Consider the following 18,448-nt stretch of genomic DNA (forward strand, 5'->3'; position numbering starts at 1 on the left):
TGCGCGGGAGGGGAAAGCCCCCCTCTTCACGGCGGTCGTGGCCGGGCAGGCACAGCTCTCCCGGGCTCGGCGCCGGTGGCCGAGGAGGCTTTGGCGTATTTGGAAAGAGAAGAAGCGCATGCTGCGGGAATGACCGGACGCCTCGCGCGGGCGGTTGCGATTCTGCGGGGCGCGGCGCAGGCTGGCGCGATCACAGGCGACAAGGAGCGCGGCGCATGGCGCATGGCTATCAGACGGGGCGGCTGAACCTGCCCTTCACCGGGATCTGCACCTTTGCCAAGAAGCCCCATGTGCAGGACTGGAGCGCGCTGGAGGCGGATGTGGCGGTGCTGGGCGCGCCCTTCGATGCAGGCACGCAGTGGCGGGCGGGCGCGCGGTTCGGACCGCGCTCGGTGCGCGAGGCTTCGACGCTGTTTTCCTTCGGCCACGCAGGCGCTTACGATCACGAGGACGATGTCACCTATCTCGGCCCGGAGGTGCGGATCGTCGATATGGGCGACGCGGATATCGTGCATACCGACACGCTGGCGAGCCATGCCAATATCCGCGCCGGCGTGGAGGCGGCGCTGAAGGCCGGCGCGCTGCCAGTGGTGATCGGCGGCGATCACTCGGTGAACATCCCCTGTATCGAGGCCTATGAGGGGCGCGCGCCGTTCCACGTCCTCCAGATCGATGCGCATCTGGATTTTGTCGACGAGCGTCACGGGGTGACGCGCGGCCATGGCAACCCGATGCGGCGGGCGGCGGAGAAACCCTGGGTCTCGGGGCTGACACAGGTGGGGATCCGCAATGTCAGCTCCACCGCGAAGGAGGGCTATGACGACGCACGGGCGATGGGCTCGGATATTCTGTCGGTGCGCCAGGCGCGCGGGCTGGGTGCGGCGGGCGTGGCAGCGCGGGTGCCGAAGGGCGCTCCGGTCTATCTCACCATAGATATCGACGGGTTCTGCCCCTCGATCGCGCCGGGCACCGGCACGCCGTCGCATGGCGGGTTTCTCTATTACGAGGTGCTGGAGATCCTCCAGATCGTCGCGCGAGAGCATGAGATCGTCGGCGTGGATCTGGTGGAGGTGGCGCCGGATTACGACCCGACGGGATCGACCGCGATCCTGGCGGCGCAACTGCTTATGAACCTGCTGGGGTTTGTCTTTCACGCGCGCGGACTGTGACGCCCCTGCGCGGCGCTCGTAGGCTCAGACCTTGCGCAGCGCCAGCACCGCGTTCAGGCCGCCAAAGGCGAAGGCATTGGACAGCACCGCCGAAACATCCGCCTCGCGCGCCTCGTTCGGCACCACGTCGAGCGCGCATTCCGGGTCGGGCTCTTCATAGCCGATGGTGGGCGCGATCACCCCCTCGCGCAACGCCATGATGCAAGCGAGCAGCTCCACAGCCCCGGTGCCGCCGATGCAGTGCCCGTGCATCGCCTTGGTCGACGAGATCATCAGCCGGTCGGCCTGCGGCCCCATCGCATCGGCCACCGCGGCGCATTCGGTCTTGTCATTCGCCGCCGTGCCGGTGCCATGAGCGTTGATATAACCCACCTCTTCGCGCGCGAGTTTGCCGTCGCGCAGCGCGCCGGTGATCGCCCGCGCAGCCCCCTGTTTCGACGGCATGACGATGTCGGAGGCGTCGGAGGTCATGGCAAAGCCCACCACCTCGGCAAGGATCTCGGCGCCGCGTGCACGGGCATGCTCGTATTCCTCGAACACATAGACGCCCGCCCCCTCGCCCTGCACCATGCCGTTGCGGTTGGCCGAGAACGGGCGGCAGGCGTCCTTGGACATCACCCGCAGCCCTTCCCAGGCCTTCACCCCGCCGAAACACAGCATGGATTCCGAACCGCCGGTGATCATCACCGAACAGCTGCCCGAACGCACCATCTGGAAGGCGAGCCCCATGGCGTGGTTCGAGCTGGCGCAGGCGGTCGCTACCGTGAAGGTGGGCCCGCGCAGGTTCATCTCCATGCTCACATGGGAGGCGGCAGCGTTGTTCATCAGCTTCGGCACAACGAAGGGGTGAACGCGGTTCTTCCCCTCCTCATAGACCGAGCGGTAATTCTCGTCCTGCGTGGTCAGCCCGCCGCCGGAGGTGCCCAGCACCACGCCCGAGCAATCCGCCAGATCACCGTGAAAGCTGAGGCCCGATTGCGCGATGGCCTCGCGCGCGGCGATCAGCGCGAATTGCGTGAAACGGTCGTAAAGAGCAAGTTGCTGGCGGTTGAAGGCCGCCTCGGGCTCATAGCCCTTGACCTGCCCGCCGATGCGGATGGAGAGCCGCTCCACATCGCGGAATTCCAGCTCGGAGATGCCGCAACGGCCCTCGCGCATCGCCTCCAGCGTCGCCGGCACGTCGCGCCCCAGCGCGTTGACCGTGCCCGCGCCGGTGATGACGACCCGTTTCACTTGGCCTGCTCGGCGATGAGCTTTTCGATCCCGGCGACGATGGTGGCCACCGAGGAGATGTCGAAATCGCTCTGCTCGGGTTCGTTGGCGTTGAACGGCACCGAGATGTCAAAGGCTTCCTCGATGGCAAAGATGCTCTCCACCAGGCCGAGACTGTCGATGCCCAGATCCTCCAGCGTGCTGTCCATCGTCACATCCGATGGTTCCAGAACGGCCTGTTCGGCGATAATCGCGATCACCCGGTCCTTCACACTCATGGCGGCGCTCCCTATTCGTCGCTCGATGCAGGGCCCGTCTACTCATTCCCCGCGAGCTTGGAAACCGCTTTCTTCAGCTCCGCGACATCGCGGAAGAGACGCGGCAGACGGCGCAGACCCTTGTAGCTTTCCACATGGCTGTCCATCTTGGTCGCCGGGTAGCCCAGCATCGCCCGCCCCGCCGGCACATTGGCCATCAGCATGGTGCCGGCACCGGTGATGACGTTGTCGCCGACAAAGATATTGTCGACCACGCCGGTCTGCCCGCCCAGCACCACGTTGTTGCCGAGCCGGGTCGAACCCGCGATGCCCACCTGACCGCAGAGCAGGCAGTTTTCGCCCACCACAACGTTGTGGCCGACCTGCACGAGATTGTCGATCTTGGTGCCGGAGCCGACCCTCGTGTCGCGCACGGTGCCACGGTCGATACAGGCGTTGGCCCCTACCTCCACATCGTCGCCGACCGTGATCCCACCCAGCGAATGGATACGCGCCCAGACCTGCGCCTGCGCGTCGCCTTCCTTCCCCAGCGTCTCGCGCACCTTCTCGACGCCGGAGGGCTCGGGCGTGACAAAGGAAAACCCGTCGCCCCCCAGCACCGCACCCGGCTGCGCGATGAAGCGCGCGCCGATGGTGACGCGGGCGCCGATGGTGACGCCGGAATGCAGCAGCGCGCCCTCGCCCAGCACGCTGTCCCAGCCGATATGGCATTGCGGCCCGATCACCGAGCCCGCGCCGATCCGCACCCCGGCGCCGATCACCGTGAAGGGGCCGACAGAGACCCCCTCGCCCAGCTCGGCGGAGGGGTCGATCACGGCCGAGGGGTGAATACCCGCCGCATAGCCGGCGCCCGGGTCCATCATCGCCGAGAGGCCGGAAAGCGCGTGCCGGGGACGCTTGGCGAGAATCGCGGCGCGCAGCCCGTAGCTCTGCCAGTCGGCACCGTCCCAAAGCATGGCGGCGCGCGCCTGCCCCTGCCCGATTTGTGCGGCGAAATCCGGCTTCATCGCCAGTGCCAGCTGCTCCGGCGCCGCCAAGGCGGGCTCGGCCACGCCGCTCACGCGAAGATCGGTCTCGCCCTGCGCCTCCAGCCCGAGCGCTGCGGCGATGTCTGCGATGCTGTGCGACATGAAAGCCTCCGGGATCGTTCCCGGTAGGACTTAACTCTGCGGAGCTGCCAGCGCCACCCCTGCGGCAGAAAGCGCATTCCAGAGCTTGGCGTCGCGTCCGTACATGTCGTCGCGGTAATTCACCTTGCCCTTCGGCTGGGTAAAGGCGGTTCGGTAGATCAGATGCACCGGTACGGGTTCGTCGAGATTTACCCGGCTTTCGCTGCCGGTCCGCAGCCGCGCCTGAAAGAAGCCCACCGGATCGTCGGTCTGCCGCGCCAGCAACGCATAGGCGAAATCCTGAGGATCTCCGAGCCGGACGCAGCCATGCGAATAGGTCCGCTGCGTGCGATCGAACAGGCTTTTCGACGGCGTATCATGCAGATAGATATTGTACTTGTTGGGAAACATGAACTTCACCTGCCCCAGCGCATTGCGCGGCCCGGGCGGCTGACGCATGGCAAAGGGGAAGCTCGCGGCGGTGTATTGCGAGAATCCCCGGCCGCGATTGACCCGGCGCCCCCGGCTGTCGGTGATCTCCAGATGCCCCACGGCACCGGGGTTGCGGCGCAGCAGCGGCAGGTATTCGTTCACGATGATCGAGCGCGGCACATACCAGGACGGGTTGATCACCATGAATTCCATCACGTCGGAAAACTCCGGCGTGCGGCGGTCGGGATCCTGATGGCCGATCACCGAGCGGGTCTCGAAGCTGACCTTGCCGTCATCGATGATGCGGGCGTGGAAATCGGTAAGGTTGACGAGGACATGCCGCTGGCCCAACCCGTCGGGCAGGTTCATCCAGCGCTCGCGCTCCATCGCGACGATGACCGATTTCAGTCGTTCCTCGGGACCGATATTGATGCTGGTGAGGGTCGAGGCACCGGCAACGCCGTCGGTTTCGAGCCCGTGATCCTCCTGAAAGGCCGTCACAGCCGCACGCAGCGGTTCGTCATAGCTGGCCGAGAGCGTGGGCGCGAGATAGCCCATCGCCACCAGCCGGTCGCGCAGCGCCACGACCGGAGCGCCGCTCTGCCCCGGCTCGATCTTGCCGGCACGGATCGCCGGGCCCCAGCCGCCACGGGCGATGCTCCGTTGCAGCACCATCTTTTCCCGCATCAGCCGGGCGTATTCCGGGCTCTGCGGCGCCAGATCGCGCAGCACCGCACGCGGCTCGCCAGCAGCCAGACGCTCGAGCAGCACCTGCGAAGACAGCCGTTGCGGCGGGCGCTTGATGCCGGAATCGACCCGGCGCCCGTCGAGCAGGCCGCCATTCAGGTCGTGAGCGAATTGCAGATAGGCACGGCTCAGCGCCACCTCCGCGAGGCCGCGCGCCCGGTCGCCGCGCACCGTCCGCAGCTTGGTCATAAGCCCGTCCACGTCGTAGCGCTGCGTCGGAAGCCCGTGCAGATCGGCGAGCGACAGCGCCTCGATCAGCGCCGCGCGGCGCTCGGTCGCTTTGGCATCGGCAGAGGTCCAGAGCGGTTCGAATCCCCGCGCGCGGTAGAACGCAGCCAGCCCCTCGTCTTCGGAAAGCGACTCGGCCACCGCCTGCTTGTAAGCGGTCAGCGACAGCGTTTGCGCTGACGCGCCGCCGGGCACCGCCGCCGTCATCCAGCCGGCGGCAAGCGCCACCGCCAACCCGGCCTTGATCCCCGTTGCGAACTGCCTGCGCGAATATGTCATACCTATCCCCGAAAATACCGTTTTAAGAGCCAAACTATTCTTGTTCGTCAAATGCCTAGACTGTCTACTCACTTTTCCGCCAAATGCAAAGTTTCCCGCCGCGCGCGGCGGTGCTGCATCGCCGCGTGACGCTCGGCGCAAACGCGCCACAGGTCGCTGGAGATTTGCGCAGGAATTCGCCGAAACCTCTTGATAGTTACGATTCGTCCTAAAAGCGCCTTTCGGCACGATTCGAGTTGTGGCATATACTAAGTGCATCTGGGGAAAGATGGCAGGGTCGTCCAACGAGGCGGCGCAACAGGTACAGCGACTAACGGGACAGGCGCTTTCATATGACAGAACAAACTGCAGGCGGCCTCACGCGCCGCGGCCTTCTTGGCGCATTCGCAGCCACACTCGTCACAGCAGCTCCGACTTACGGCAATGCCGCAGGCTTCCTGCGCGGCGCTGGCGATATCCGACGGATCAAGATGTATTCTTCCCGCACCGGCGAGAAGCTCGATATGATCTATTGGATCGAGGGTGAGTACATTCGCGAATCCCTCAAAGAAATCAACTATTTCATGCGCGATTGGCGCACCAATGATATCAAGAACATCGACGCCCGCACCGTCGATATCATGACCGCCGCGCACAATCTTATGGACTGCTCAGAGCCCTATATGCTGATCTCGGGCTATCGCTCGCCCAAAACCAACGCAATGCTGCGCGCCCGCAGCTCAGGCGTGGCAAAAAATTCCCGCCACCTGCGCGGTGAGGCGGCCGATCTGCATCTCAACTCGCGCTCCGTCAACCAGATGGCCCGGGCCGCACAAGCCTGTCGCGCCGGTGGCGTCGGTCGCTACACCAGTTCGAGCTTCGTTCACATGGATTGCGGGCCGGTTCGCAGCTGGGGAAGCTAAAGTCCGGCCTTCTTGTTCCAACATCCTATCACAGAACGCTCCGAAAGGCGTCCGGTTCCGGGCGCCTTTGGTTTTTTTGATGGGAAGAGCATTTGAGTGGAAGAGTGATCGGATCCGGCCGGCGCCACGCGTTACGGCCGGACAGGCCTCAGCCCATGCGGCGCAAGTAGGTCCAGGTCGGCACCTTGGCGTTGCGCGCCACCGAAAACGCCTCGGCATCGCCGATATATTCGAAACCGCAATTCGTCAGCACCCGCGCCGAGGCCGGGTTGTCCTGAAACACGCTCGCGAACATCGTGGCCGAGCCGTAGGGGTTCGCCTCGACCAGCGCGCGCAGCGCCTCCGAGGCAAGCCCGGTGTTCCAGTAAGGCGGCGCGACCCAGTAGCCGATTTCGCTCTGGTTGCGATCCATCCGCTCCAGCGAGATCACCCCCATCACCTCGGCCCCGTCATGCGCCGAGGCATCCATCGCCCAGACCTCTTCGCTGCGCTTGGGATCGGCGGCACGCGCAATATAGGCCTCGGTCGCGCCCGGCGGCAGTGGATGCGGAATGGCCGTGGTCATGCGCGCGACACGCACATCGCCGCTGTAATGCGCGAGCAGCCCGGCATCGGAGCGGCGCAGTGGCCGCAGCGAAAACCGCTCGGTAACAATCACCGGCGGCGGCGCAGAAGGTTCCGGCGCGGCGGCCGGCGGTTGCTTCATCTGGTCGAGAATCATGTGCACGCTCCTCTTATGCACTTACTCGGATGGATCGGCTCCACTCCCCCTGAAACGCCGAAGGGGACCGGCTTTTCGCCGATCCCCCATGTTTCGCATCTTGCGAGGTCGGCTTATTCAGCAGCCTCCGCCGCCGGAAGCACGGATACGAAGGTGCGGCCCTTCAGGCCCTTGTGGAAGGTCACGGAACCGGTATCGGTCGCAAAGATCGTGTGATCCTTGCCCATGCCCACGCCCTCGCCCGGCCAGAACTTGGTGCCGCGCTGACGGATGATGATGTTGCCCGGGATGGCCGCCTGGCCACCGTAGAGTTTCACGCCAAGACGGCGACCTGCGGAGTCGCGGCCGTTACGGGACGAACCGCCTGCTTTTTTATGTGCCATGGGTCAGTCTCCTTTGTCTCAGTTACCGGCCAGGTCTTTGGCCTGGTCGATCCAGCCTTCGCGCTCGATACGGCCCTTGAAGGACAGTTTCTCGTCCATCTCGGCAATATCGGCTTCGGTCCAGGCGGCGATCTGCGCAAAGCTGGTCACACCGGCCTCGTGCAGTTTTTTCTCGAGCGCCGGGCCCACGCCCGACAGTTTCTTGAGATCGTCGGCGCCGGCAGCGGCGGTCGTGGCTTTCGCCTTCGGAGCAGCAGCGGCAGCGGCGGGAACGGAGCCCGCGCCGGCAGCGGCCTTGACGCCGGTGGCGTCGGCGCCCGAGGCGAGGATCTCGGTCACGCGCAGCAGGGTCAGCTGCTGGCGATGGCCCTTGGTACGCTGCGAGCTGTGCTTGCGGCGACGCTTGACGAAGTTGATGACCTTGTCACCCTTGATCTGGTCGATCACCTCGGCCTGCACGGCGGCACCTGCCACCAGCGGCGCACCCACGGTAACGCTGTCGCCACCGAGCATGAGGATATCGTTGAACTGAACGGTTTCACCCGCGTCTGCGGCCAGCTTCTCCACGCGGAGCGTATCGCCCGCCTGGACTTTGTACTGTTTGCCGCCGGTTTTCATCACCGCGAACATCTGCGTCTTCCTTCGTTTCCCGCGTCCTGTGGCGCCCTTTCGGGGCTTTCCTGGGCCCTGTGCCCGCCTCGGACAGCGCGCCCTTTCGGGGCTGTCGTTGATATATGAATCGAAATCGGGGCCGCAATAGCCCCGTTACGAGCCGCGCTTATCGGAGGATCGCCGCCATTTGTCAACCGGAGCTTTAGACGGCGCTACAATTCCTGCGCCATCATCTGCTCCGCGGAGGCGAGCCCCAGAGCATAAGAGATCTCGTCATACATGGCGTTGAACCCGGCAAAGAGCGCGCGGTTCATCGCCCTGCCCTCCGGGCTCACCGACAGCGCCACATAGGTTTCGAGATCTTCCTGCGCCACCGGCCCGAGGGCCATCAGCAGAAACCCGTAGAGCCATTCGCGGGTGTCGGCGCGGGTCTCGGCCTCCTGCGACCAGACCTCGGTGAGAATCTCGCGCTCGGTCATCTCCAGCGCGCCGCCATTGGTCAGCCCGAGATAGAACTGATAGCTGGCATTGAGCGCCCCGACCACATTGGCCTCGACAAGATCGTTTTCCTGCACGAATTCCGTGATCATGGCGAGCCGCGGATCGGAGGAGCCGTCAAGGCCGCGGAACGCCTCGCGCGCGGCGGCTTCCACATCGTCATCGACCATCGCCCGGCGCGCCGAAAGCTCGACCTCGACGATACGGCTGCCGGTCTCGCCGGTGAAGAAGTTCAGCAGCGGTGTGGCATCGGTCTCACCGAAGCTTTCGGCGAACTGCGAGCGCACGATGTCTTCCATGACATCGGTGTCGTAGATCGTCGAAACCGACTCCTCCCAAGCCGGCGTCACGCCGCCGGGCAGCAGGTCGGCGGCCATTTCGCGCCCGTAATCCATGCCCTCCTCACGCATGATCTGCACGATTTTCGGCAGGCCGAGTGCATCGAGCAATGCAGCCGCCGGGTTTTCCGGATCGGCGGCGGCGGGCCAGGCCACAAGAGCGGCGGCGAGGAAGGCAGCGACAAAGCGCAAGAACATATGAGAGATTCTCCGGGTCTCTGGTCTCGCGCAGACTAGGCGCGATGCTACGTTTTTCCAAGGGCGCAGCGGGTCCGGTACGCAGCACGGCGGGTTGTGACACAATCGGGGAAATTTCCCTGTTGCACCGCCCCGCGCATCCCGCTAAACGGCCCTCCACGACCCCCGCGGAGAGGTGCCGGAGTGGTCGAACGGGGCGGTCTCGAAAACCGTTGACCCTTCACGGGGTCCCAGGGTTCGAATCCCTGTCTCTCCGCCATTTACCCCTGATTTCATGGGTAAAAGCGATTTCCCGATATGGCTATACCGACCTCCCACCTGTCCAGGCGTGGGGTATTGCATCGCGACGACCGATCTCACCGATCATACCGGAGAACGCGTTCTGCCAAACGCCAAAGACCCCGCGAGGCGGGGCCTAAATTTCAGGCAAACGTGATTTTCCGTCGCGGCGAACCGCTCAGAGCTCGACGTTCGTGCGCGCGGTCTCGGCGGATTGCGCCGCAGTGGCATGTGCCGCCGCGTAGCTCTCGGCACCGCGCCGCATGCGCGTGGCCAAATCGCCCTCCTCGCCACCGCGTTCGAGCTGCGTAACGATCAGCGAGGACAAAAACGCCTGCTGCGCGGCAATCGCCTGAGCGCGCGCGTCGGACGATGCCGGCTCCCGGCTCTCTGGCGTTTCAACCAGGACAGAGGACGACGCGGCCGGTGTCTCGGGCGCGGGACGCGCCGATGTGGCGGTGCTCTCTTCGCTCGCGGCAACCGGCGGCGTTTCGGGCTCCTGAGAGTTGGCCGGGGGCGTTTCAGCACTTGCGCCGGGCGCCTGGGTTTCTTCGCTCTCCGTGGACGTGCCGCTGCTCTGGGTCGAGCCGCCGCCGGAGGATGTACCCCATCCGCTGAACCCGCCCGTGATCAAACCTATCATCAAGATGAACCTTTCCTTATGGACGGCCCCTTTTCGTTAAAGATGAAGGAAAAAATACGGCACACCCGGGGAGTCTCCGCGGCAATCACGGCACCGGTCGGGCCGGCAACCCACGAGAAAGACCGGCAATTTCAACCTCTAGGCGTATGAGACGCGCAACCAAGCGCAAAACACGAGAGCCGGGTGACCGGCTCAGCGCTCGGAAAGCCCGTCGCGCAGCACCCCCAGCACCGCCTCGCGCGGCACGTCAGAGGTCACGAAGGCCTCACCGATACCGCGCGCCAAGATAAAGCGGATCGCGCCATCGACCACCTTCTTGTCCTGCCCCATGAGGTCGAGCAGCGCCTCGGCGCCGGGCAGATCGCCGGGAATGTCGGCGAGATCGGCCTTCATGCCCATCTCGCGCAGATGCGCGCGCAGCCGCGAGGGGTCTTCCTGCGCACAGAGCCCCAGCCGCGACGACAGCTCGAAGGCCAGCGCGCAGCCGATGGCCACCCCCTCGCCATGCAACAGGCGGTCGGAATAGCCGGTCGCGGCCTCCAGCGCGTGACAGAAGGTGTGGCCGAGGTTCAGCAGCGCGCGGTCGCCCTGCTCGGTCTCGTCGCGCACCACGATCTCGGCCTTCATCTCGACCGAGCGCTTGACCGCATAGGACAGCGCCGCGCGGTCGCGCGTCGCCACGGCGCCGGCATTGGCCTCCAGCCAGTCGAAGAACGCCGCATCGCCCAGCAGCCCGTATTTCACAACCTCGCCATAGCCCGCGCGAAAATCGCGGTCGGTCAGCGTGTCGAGCACGCCGATATCGGCGAGCACCAGCGAGGGCTGGTGAAAGGCGCCAACGAGGTTCTTGCCGGCGGGAGAGTTGATCCCGGTCTTGCCGCCGACCGAGCTGTCGACCTGCGCCAGAAGCGAGGTCGGCACCTGCACGAAGCGCACGCCGCGCCGCAGGATCGCGGCGGCAAAGCCCACCAGATCGCCGATCACCCCGCCGCCGAGCGCGACCACCACGTCGCGGCGTTCGACCTTCTGCGCCAGCAGCCATTCGACCACATGCTCCAGCTCGCGCCAGCATTTCGTGGCCTCGCCGGGCGGCAGTTGCAGCGCCTCCGACGCGATGCCCTCTGCCGCCAGCGCCGCCTGGAAGGCCTCCAGATGTGCGGCGGCCACGGTGGAATCGCTCACCACCGCCACACGCTTGCGGCGCAGCAGCGGCGCGATCTCGGCCCCGGCCCCGGCCAGCAGCCCCGCGCCGATGCGCACATCGTAAGCCCGCTCTCCCAGCGCCACATGCACCGTTTCGGTCATTCGCTCAGTCCTCTGTCAAAACGTCCGGGCGTGTCTTCAGCGCCGCGATCACCCGTGCCGCCATCGTGTCGACGGCAATCCCCTGTTCGGATTTCACCGAAAGATCCGACAGCGCATAGACCGGCACGCGCTGCGCATAGATCTCGCGCAGGGTGGCCTTCGGATCGGCGGTGCGCAGCAGCGGGCGGGTGTTCTTGTGCTTCACCCGGTTCCACAGCACCGGCAGCTCGGCATCGAGCCAGACCGCCACGCCGCGCTCGGTGATCATCGCGCGATTCTGCGGACGCATATAGGCGCCGCCGCCGGTCGAGAGCACCGCAGGCGCGCCGTCAAGCAGCCGCGCGATCACCTGGCTTTCCTTCTGGCGAAAGAACGGCTCGCCGTCGCGGGCAAAGATCTCGGCGATGCTCATGTTGGCGGCCCGCTCGATCTCGGCATCCGAATCGCGGAACGGCACGCGGAGGGCGGCGGCAAGCGCCCGTCCCACGGCGGTTTTGCCCGCGCCCATCATGCCCACCATCACCACGGTCTTCTTGAGCTTCAACGCCTGCACGCTTGTATCTCGGCCATCCATCGCCAATTCTGCTTTCCGGGGCCGTGAATGACGTGAGTTTGCCGAAAAGGCTAGGTATAAGTTCTGAAAAACACATGAGGCAGGACACACGACCGTATGGGACGTATCATCAAATGGCTGTTCATCCTTCTGATCCTGGGCGGGATCGCGCTGGTGGGCTATGCCTATCTGGGGCCGTTCTTCGGCGCCGACTTCTCTCCGCCCCAGACAGAGATTCGCGAGCCCGTGGAGCTCGATGCGCAATAGAGCCGCCCTTCTCGCCTGTCTGAGCCTCGCCGCCGCGCCGCTTTCGGCGCAGGCGCCGATGTCGGCGATCGACTGGCTGAACGCCGGCAACAGCACCAATGCGCCCGCCGTGCTGCGGCCGCTGCCCGATCGCGGCAGCGGCACGGCATTGCCGCGTCGCGTCGAGCCGCCGGTGGCCAGTTCCGGCGCCAGCCCCGAGGTCGAGGTCATGCCGCTTGGCGCGCCCTCCGCCGAGGCGGTGGGGCTGCTGCCGATGTCGGCCACGGGCCTGCCGCGCAGCCTCTGGTCGGCCAGCGAGGCGCGGCGGCTGGTGCCGCTGATCGGCGAGGTGGATCCGGCGGTGCCGGCGCTTTCGGCGCTGCTCTTCACGCTGCTGCTGGCCGAGGCCGACGCGCCGCGCGGCGCGGGCGGCGGCGCACCACTGCTCACCGCGCGGCTCGACCGGCTGCTCGCCGAGGGCGCCGTCGATCCGGCGCTGGCGCTGCTCGACCGGGCCGGCCCCGCCACCAGCCCGGCGCTTTTCGCGCGCTGGTTCGACCTGTCGCTGCTGGCCGGCACGTCCGAGGCCCCCTGCCAGGCGCTGCAACGGCAGCCGGAGCTCTCCGACGATCTCGCCACGCGAATCTATTGCGACGCCCGCCAGGGCAGCTGGGATCACGCGGTGACCGTTCTGGGCACCGCCCGCGCGCTGGGGCAGCTCGACGCGCGCGACACCGAGCTGCTGAGCCGGTTTCTCGACCCCGCACTGGCCGATGGCGCGCGCCCGGTGCCGGTGCCGCCGCGCCCGACGCCACTGCAATTCCGGCTCTTCGAGGCGGTGGGCGAGGCGCTGCCCACCCAGCCCCTGCCCCGCGCTTTCGCCGCCGCCGATCTTTCCGGCATGAGCGGCTGGCGCGCGCAACTCCTTGCCGCCGAACGGCTTGCGCAGCGCGGCGCGCTGTCGGAAAACCGGCTGCTGGGGATCTATTCCGACCGCAAACCCGCCGCCTCGGGCGGTGTCTGGGACAGGGTCGCGGCGGTGCAGGCGCTGGAATCCGCGCTGGACAGCGGTCGTGCCGATCTCGCCGGGCCGGCACTGCTCAAGGCCTGGCCGCAGATGCGCAGCGCCGGCCTGCTGGTGCCGCTGGCCAAGCTCTTCGGCGACCGGCTCTCGGGGCTTGCGCTCGACGGGCGCGCCGCCGCGCTGGCACGGCGCGCGGCACTGCTTTCCGACGAATACGAGGTCGCGGCGCGCGAGATGACCGCGCCCACCGGCCTGATGGGCACGGTTGCCGCCATTGCCCAGGGCGAGGCCCCCGCGAGCCTGCCCATCCCCGCACGGCAGCAGGCCGTGGCGCGTGCCTGGTCCGATGCCACGCCGCCGCCGACGCTGGCCGAGATGCTGCGCGAGGGCCGGCTCGGCGAGGCGATCCTTCACGCCATCGCGCTGTTTTCGGACGGCGCCGAGGGCAACCATGCGGATCTCACCGACGCGCTGGCGACGCTGCGCGCCGTGGGACTGCAGGACACCGCCCGGCGCGCAGCGATCCAGCTGCTGATTCTCGACGACGAGGGGGCGCTGCGATGAGCGATCGCAACTGGATCAGCGGGTTTCTCGAGGCGCAGGCCGCCGAGCGGGGTGCCGCCGACAACACCACCGCCGCCTACGCCCGCGATCTCGCCGATTTCTCCGGCTGGCTGGCGGCGCGCGGGCAAGGGCTCGACACCGCGCAGCGCCACGATGTGGAGGATTACCTGGTGCATTGCGAGGCGCAGGGGCTGGCGGTCTCCACCCGGGCGCGCAGGCTCTCGTCGATCAAGCAGCTCTACCGTTTCACCTTCGAGGAGGGGCTGCGCGCGGACAATCCGGCCGTGCAGATCGCCGGGCCCGGCAAATCCAAGCGCCTGCCCAAGACGCTCTCCATTGAAGAGGTCGACCGGCTGCTCGCCGCCGCCGAGACGCATGGCCGCAACGCCGATGACCGGCTGCGCAATGCCTGCCTGATGCAGCTGCTCTACGCCACGGGCATGCGGGTGAGCGAGCTGGTCACCCTGCCCGTCTCGGCGGCGCGCGGCGATCCGCGCATGCTGCTCATTCGCGGCAAGGGCGGCAAGGAGCGCATGGTGCCGCTGTCGCCGCCGGCACGCGAGGCGCTGGCCAACTGGCTCGCCCGCCGCGACGCGCTGGACGAGATGGGCCGCGCCAGGGGCAAGCCGGCCTCACCGCATCTCTTCCCCTCGCGCGGCAAGGCGGGGCATCTGACGCGCCACGCCTTCTATTTGCTGATCAAGGACATCGCCGTCTCCGCCGGGGTCTCGCCCGCCAAGGTCACGCCGCACACGCTGCGCCACGCCTTCGCCACGCATCTGTTGCAGAACGGCGCCGATCTGCGGGCGATCCAGACCTTCCTCGGCCATGCGGATGTGGCCACGACCGAGATCTACACCCATGTGCTGGAGGAGCGGCTGAAGGAGCTGGTGCTCGATCACCACCCGATGGCCCGCGACTGAACCGCGCAGCAAATTCCTTCGAAGGAATTTGCAAAAGTTTTCGAAAACTTTTGCCGCACCGTCCCGCCGTGACGCCCCGGGGCGGAGCGCGCCCTTGATCCCGGACGGCCCCGCCCCCATAACCACCGGGACCGTCAGAAAAAACACGAGCACCATGGACGCGACCACCGCCGCCACCGACGCAACCCTCTGGATCACCGCCGGCGCCATTCTGGTGCTGATCCTCCTCTCCGCCTTCTTCTCGGGCTCGGAGACCGCGCTCACCGCCGCCTCGCGCGGCAAGCTGCGCGCCGCTCAGGATCGCGGCTCCAAGGGTGCCGATACCGCGCTCAGGATCACCGAGGACAATGAGCGACTGATCGGCTCGGTGCTGCTCGGCAACAACCTGGTCAATATCCTCGCCACCTCGCTGGCCACCGCGCTCTTCACCTCGCTCTTCGGCGACAGCGGCGTGGCGCTGGCGACGCTGATCATGACGCTGCTGGTGCTGATCTTTGCCGAGGTGCTGCCCAAGACCTACGCCATCACCAATCCCGAGCTCGCCGCCAGCCGCGTCTCGGGTCCGATCTCAATGGTGATTCTGGTGTTCTCGCCCGTCGTGGCCGCCATCCGGGCCTTCGTGCGGCTGATGCTGCGCATTTTCGGCGTGCAGACCGATCCGGACAGTCAGATCCTCGCGGTGCGCGAGGAGATCGCCGGAGCGCTGCAACTGGGCCATTCCGAGGGCGTGGTCGAGAAGGAAGACCGCGACCGCATCCTCGGCGCGCTCGATCTGGCCCAACGCACGGTCGAAGAAATCATGCTGCATCGCTCGAATATCGAGATGATCGACGCGGCAAACAGCCCCCGCGCGATCCTCCAGCAATGTCTGGAGAGCAACCACACCCGCCTGCCGATCTTCCGCGACGATCCCGAGAACATCATCGGCGTCGCCCATGCCAAGGATCTCATGCGCGCCATGTACGAGACCATGGCCAAGGCCGGCGACCGCGGCTTCGAGGCGCTGGACGATTTCCGCATCGCCGATGTGATGATGAAGCCCTATTTTGTGCCCGACACCACCACGCTGGCCGATCAGATGCGCAATTTTCTGCGCAAACACACGCATTTCGCGCTGGTGGTCGACGAGTATGGCTCGCTCGAAGGGCTGCTGACGCTGGAGGACATCCTCGAAGAGATCGTCGGCGAGATCACCGACGAGCACGACCCGGATGCGGAACATCAGGTCAAGGCGGGCGACGATGGCTGGTACTGGCTCGACGGCGCCATGACAATCCGCGACCTCAACCGCGCCACCGACTGGTCGCTGCCCGACGACGAGGCCAACACCATCGCCGGGCTGGTGATTCACGAGGCGCAGATGATCCCCACCCCGGGCCAGCGCTTCAGCTTCCACGGCTTCCGCTTCGAGGTCATGGAGCGCGAACACAACCGGATCACCAAGCTGCGGGTACGGCCTCTGACTCCGGTCGCGGCCTGAGGGCGGGCAGCGCGATCAGCCGTCGCAGGCACAGCCCGCGCCCTTGCGGCAGTTTTTGTCGCGGCTGATGCAGCTGTCGCCGCAGGCCTTGCCCTTGCGGCAGATCTTGCAGCAGGCGGCGAGCAGCGGCTTGCCGGTGCCAAGCATCTCGATCCGCTGCGACAGGCTCGGCTGGGGCAGCGCAGCGGAGGCCAGCGGCGACAGCGCAAGTGCCGCCGAAACAAGCAGGGACGTGATCGTCGAGATCATGTTTGCGCCTTTTCACGCCAGGTTTTCGTGAAATATTAACAAATATTAACAGCGCTTACGAACAAGTTTACAAAATCTATACCAAAAAACACGTACAGGTTGCCGGAACTCGGATATAAGGGCCGCCATGGGAGGAATCGCTGTTCTGATTCCCGCCGCCGGTGCGAGTCGCCGTATGCGCGGGACCGATAAGCTGCTGATGGATGTCGGGGGCCAACCGCTCCTGCGTCGTCAGGCAGAGGCGGCGCTTGTCGCCGCAGATCATGTCGTTGTGGCCCTGCCGGGCCACGACCATCCCCGCGCCAAGGCCCTGAGCGGCCTGCCGGTGCAGGTTGTCGAAGTTCCCGATGCCGATCTGGGTATGTCCTCCGCGCTGCGGCGCGGTGTCAGTCTGCTGCCGCCCGGCATCGACGCGGTGATGATCCTGCCGGCCGACATGCCGGACATCACCACCGCCGATCTGAGGCGCGTCATCGCCGCGTTCCGCACGGTACCGCGCCCGACGATCCAACAGGCCACCGCCGAGGATGGCACGCCGGGTCACCCGGTGCTATTCCCCGCCGACTGCTTCTCTGCACTGCTGGCGCTTAGCGGCGATATGGGGGCCAAGGCGGTGCTGCTGGCCAATGCGCATCGGGTCCGTTACGTGCCGCTGCCCGGACGCGGGGCGCTCACCGATCTCGATACGCCCGAGGCGTGGCGCGACTGGGAGGCGACGCGGGCGGCGGTCTGACCCGATCGGCACCGGCATGCGAACGGTGGGCAGGAATTGCCCAACCGGTACGTCCTATTCCGGCGCTCTGATCAGGATGGCGCGGAAATCGTTCACATTCGTCCCGGTTGGACCGGGTACGAAGAGCGCGCTCACGCGGTCGAAGGCGCTCCAGGCGTCGTTGCGCGAAAGCGCCGTCATCGCATCATCGCCGGTGTCGCGCAGCCGCGCAGCCGTACCGGCATCAGCAAAGGCCCCGGCATTGTCCTCGGACCCGTCGATCCCGTCGGTATCGGCGGCCAGCGCGTGCACGCCCGCCACCCCGTCGATCGCATGGGCGAAGGCCAGCAGAAACTCGGTATTGCGCCCGCCGCGCCCGCCTTCGCCGCGCAGCGTCACCGTGGTCTCGCCGCCCGAGAGCAGTACTACCGGCGGCGCAAAGGGCCGACCCCGTGCCGCCACCTCGCGGGCAATGGCCGCATGCACGAGCCCCACGTCGCGCGCCTCGCCCTCGACCGAATCCGACAGGATCGCCGCCGGCACCCCCGCCGCTTCGGCCTTGCGCGCGGCGGCTTCCAGCGACAGCCGTGCCGAGGCCACTACATGCACCTCGTTGCGGGCAAAGACCGGGTCGTCCGGCATCGGCGCCGCCGAGGCTTCGCTGCGGATATGCGCCAGCACGCGCTCGGGCAGCGCGATGTTCCAGGCCTCGACCATGCCGAGCGCCGTCTTTGCATCCACCGCGTCGGGCACCGTGGGGCCGGAGGCGACCTGGGCGGGATCGTCGCCCGGCACATCCGAGACGATCAGGCTCACCACCCGCGCCGGCGCGCAGGCTGCCGCCAGCCGCCCGCCCTTGATCCGGCTCGCATGCTTGCGGATGGCGTTCATCACGCCAATAGGTGCGCCAGAGCCCAGCAGCGCCCGGTTCAGCGCCTGTTCGTCCTCCAGCGTCAGCCCCTCGGGCGGCGCCGGCAGCAGCGCCGAGCCGCCGCCGCAGACCAGCGCCACGACGAGATCGTCCTCCGTGAGCCCCGCGACCGCCTCGAACAGCGCCGCACTGGCGTCGAGCCCCGCCGCGTCGGGCACCGGATGCGCGGCTTCCATCACCCGGAGCTGCGCGCAGGGCGCGGCATAGCCGTAACGCGTTATGACCACGCCCTCGACCGGCCCGTCCCAGAGCCGCTCGAAGGCGGCCGCGAGCTGCGCCGCCCCCTTGCCGAGCCCGATCACCACGGTGCGCCCCTTCGGCCGCTCCGGAAGCGCCGCGCGCAGCGCGAGCTCGGGGTCGGCGGCAGCGACCGCAGCCTCGAAGAGCCCGGTCAGGAAAAGCCGTTCATCCTGCATGCGTGATGTCCTTCGCC

General features: G+C 66.9%; 20 protein-coding genes and 1 tRNA gene. 8 read left to right on the top strand and 13 right to left on the bottom strand.

The annotated features are described in order from the left end of the window. The first annotated feature begins 215 nt into the window (after positions 1 to 215). A complete protein-coding gene (gene speB / locus I6N89_RS04580) occupies positions 216 to 1,169 on the top strand; it encodes an agmatinase (protein WP_207017036.1) in 954 nt (317 codons plus the stop codon). 24 nt (positions 1,170 to 1,193) lie between these two features. Here the strand turns inward: speB and I6N89_RS04585 are convergent, their stop codons facing one another. Genes I6N89_RS04585 through I6N89_RS04600 form a run of 4 tightly spaced genes read right to left on the bottom strand, consistent with a single transcriptional unit; the run spans position 1,194 to position 5,454 of the window. Continuing rightward, the gene (locus I6N89_RS04585; RefSeq protein ID WP_207017037.1) at positions 1,194 to 2,402 is read right to left on the bottom strand and encodes a beta-ketoacyl-[acyl-carrier-protein] synthase family protein; all 1,209 of its coding nucleotides are present in this window, start codon (positions 2,400 to 2,402) and stop codon (positions 1,194 to 1,196) included. Then, a complete protein-coding gene (locus I6N89_RS04590; RefSeq protein WP_076704895.1) occupies positions 2,399 to 2,659 on the bottom strand; it encodes an acyl carrier protein in 261 nt (86 codons plus the stop codon). The genes I6N89_RS04585 and I6N89_RS04590 overlap by 4 nt, the downstream gene beginning before the upstream one ends. Before the next feature lie 38 nt (positions 2,660 to 2,697). Continuing rightward, positions 2,698 to 3,789 (bottom strand): UDP-3-O-(3-hydroxymyristoyl)glucosamine N-acyltransferase, encoded by a 1,092-nt coding sequence (gene lpxD, locus I6N89_RS04595; RefSeq protein WP_207017038.1) that lies wholly within the window; start codon positions 3,787 to 3,789, stop codon positions 2,698 to 2,700. A 30-nt stretch (positions 3,790 to 3,819) separates the two neighbouring features. After that, the gene (locus I6N89_RS04600; protein WP_207017039.1) at positions 3,820 to 5,454 is read right to left on the bottom strand and encodes a L,D-transpeptidase family protein; all 1,635 of its coding nucleotides are present in this window, start codon (positions 5,452 to 5,454) and stop codon (positions 3,820 to 3,822) included. A gap of 332 nt (positions 5,455 to 5,786) precedes the next feature. Between I6N89_RS04600 and I6N89_RS04605 the strand changes: the two genes are divergently transcribed. After that, a complete protein-coding gene (locus tag I6N89_RS04605) occupies positions 5,787 to 6,356 on the top strand; it encodes a YcbK family protein (protein ID WP_207017040.1) in 570 nt (189 codons plus the stop codon). Between the two features lie 148 nt (positions 6,357 to 6,504). Here I6N89_RS04605 and I6N89_RS04610 read toward each other — a convergent pair whose 3' ends face one another. From I6N89_RS04610 to I6N89_RS04625, 4 genes are all read right to left on the bottom strand, one after another. Beyond that, positions 6,505 to 7,077 (bottom strand): GNAT family N-acetyltransferase, encoded by a 573-nt coding sequence (locus I6N89_RS04610; RefSeq protein WP_207017041.1) that lies wholly within the window; start codon positions 7,075 to 7,077, stop codon positions 6,505 to 6,507. Between the two features lie 113 nt (positions 7,078 to 7,190). Further along, positions 7,191 to 7,460 (bottom strand): 50S ribosomal protein L27, encoded by a 270-nt coding sequence (gene rpmA, locus I6N89_RS04615; RefSeq protein WP_207017042.1) that lies wholly within the window; start codon positions 7,458 to 7,460, stop codon positions 7,191 to 7,193. 18 nt (positions 7,461 to 7,478) lie between these two features. Beyond that, positions 7,479 to 8,090, bottom strand: a complete 612-nt coding sequence (locus tag I6N89_RS04620; RefSeq protein WP_207017043.1) for a 50S ribosomal protein L21 — start codon at positions 8,088 to 8,090, stop codon at positions 7,479 to 7,481. Positions 8,091 to 8,284: 194 nt separating this feature from the next. Continuing rightward, positions 8,285 to 9,106: a DUF2059 domain-containing protein gene (locus I6N89_RS04625; RefSeq protein WP_207017044.1), complete on the bottom strand. Its 822-nt coding sequence runs from the start codon at positions 9,104 to 9,106 to the stop codon at positions 8,285 to 8,287. A 169-nt stretch (positions 9,107 to 9,275) separates the two neighbouring features. Here I6N89_RS04625 and I6N89_RS04630 point away from each other — a divergent pair. Further along, positions 9,276 to 9,365, top strand: a tRNA-Ser gene (locus I6N89_RS04630). Between the two features lie 198 nt (positions 9,366 to 9,563). Here I6N89_RS04630 and I6N89_RS04635 read toward each other — a convergent pair. From I6N89_RS04635 to I6N89_RS04645, 3 genes are all read right to left on the bottom strand, one after another. Continuing rightward, positions 9,564 to 10,031, bottom strand: a complete 468-nt coding sequence (locus tag I6N89_RS04635) for a hypothetical protein (RefSeq protein ID WP_207017045.1) — start codon at positions 10,029 to 10,031, stop codon at positions 9,564 to 9,566. Positions 10,032 to 10,220: 189 nt separating this feature from the next. Then, on the bottom strand, positions 10,221 to 11,333 hold the full coding sequence (gene aroB / locus I6N89_RS04640) for a 3-dehydroquinate synthase (RefSeq protein ID WP_207017046.1): 1,113 nt from the start codon (positions 11,331 to 11,333) through the stop codon (positions 10,221 to 10,223). 4 nt (positions 11,334 to 11,337) lie between these two features. Next, positions 11,338 to 11,907, bottom strand: coding sequence for a shikimate kinase (locus tag I6N89_RS04645; RefSeq protein WP_207017047.1), 570 nt, complete (start codon positions 11,905 to 11,907; stop codon positions 11,338 to 11,340). Between the two features lie 96 nt (positions 11,908 to 12,003). Here I6N89_RS04645 and I6N89_RS04650 point away from each other — a divergent pair, with 96 nt between their 5' ends. From I6N89_RS04650 to I6N89_RS04665, 4 genes are all read left to right on the top strand, one after another. Then, positions 12,004 to 12,153, top strand: a complete 150-nt coding sequence (locus I6N89_RS04650; protein WP_198039753.1) for a hypothetical protein — start codon at positions 12,004 to 12,006, stop codon at positions 12,151 to 12,153. Then, positions 12,143 to 13,720: a hypothetical protein gene (locus I6N89_RS04655; protein ID WP_236016429.1), complete on the top strand. Its 1,578-nt coding sequence runs from the start codon at positions 12,143 to 12,145 to the stop codon at positions 13,718 to 13,720. Before I6N89_RS04650 ends, I6N89_RS04655 begins: the two co-directional genes overlap by 11 nt. After that, the gene (locus I6N89_RS04660) at positions 13,717 to 14,643 is read left to right on the top strand and encodes a site-specific tyrosine recombinase XerD (RefSeq protein ID WP_207017048.1); all 927 of its coding nucleotides are present in this window, start codon (positions 13,717 to 13,719) and stop codon (positions 14,641 to 14,643) included. The genes I6N89_RS04655 and I6N89_RS04660 overlap by 4 nt, the downstream gene beginning before the upstream one ends. A gap of 154 nt (positions 14,644 to 14,797) precedes the next feature. Further along, the gene (locus I6N89_RS04665) at positions 14,798 to 16,123 is read left to right on the top strand and encodes an HlyC/CorC family transporter (protein WP_207017049.1); all 1,326 of its coding nucleotides are present in this window, start codon (positions 14,798 to 14,800) and stop codon (positions 16,121 to 16,123) included. A 15-nt stretch (positions 16,124 to 16,138) separates the two neighbouring features. Here I6N89_RS04665 and I6N89_RS04670 read toward each other — a convergent pair whose 3' ends face one another. Continuing rightward, positions 16,139 to 16,372, bottom strand: coding sequence for a hypothetical protein (locus I6N89_RS04670; RefSeq protein ID WP_207017050.1), 234 nt, complete (start codon positions 16,370 to 16,372; stop codon positions 16,139 to 16,141). 127 nt (positions 16,373 to 16,499) lie between these two features. Here I6N89_RS04670 and I6N89_RS04675 point away from each other — a divergent pair, with 127 nt between their 5' ends. Further along, positions 16,500 to 17,105 carry a nucleotidyltransferase family protein gene (locus I6N89_RS04675; protein ID WP_207017051.1) on the top strand — a complete coding sequence of 202 codons (606 nt, stop codon included), beginning with the start codon at positions 16,500 to 16,502 and terminating at the stop codon, positions 17,103 to 17,105. A 54-nt stretch (positions 17,106 to 17,159) separates the two neighbouring features. On the opposite strand, the gene I6N89_RS04680 is transcribed toward I6N89_RS04675, so the two are convergent. Further along, positions 17,160 to 18,431, bottom strand: a complete 1,272-nt coding sequence (locus tag I6N89_RS04680; protein WP_207017052.1) for a glycerate kinase type-2 family protein — start codon at positions 18,429 to 18,431, stop codon at positions 17,160 to 17,162. Positions 18,432 to 18,448 lie beyond the last annotated feature (17 nt).

Origin of the sequence: Salipiger abyssi (assembly GCF_017311415.1) — a bacterium.
In the GTDB taxonomy this organism is placed as follows: domain Bacteria; phylum Pseudomonadota; class Alphaproteobacteria; order Rhodobacterales; family Rhodobacteraceae; genus Salipiger; species Salipiger abyssi_A.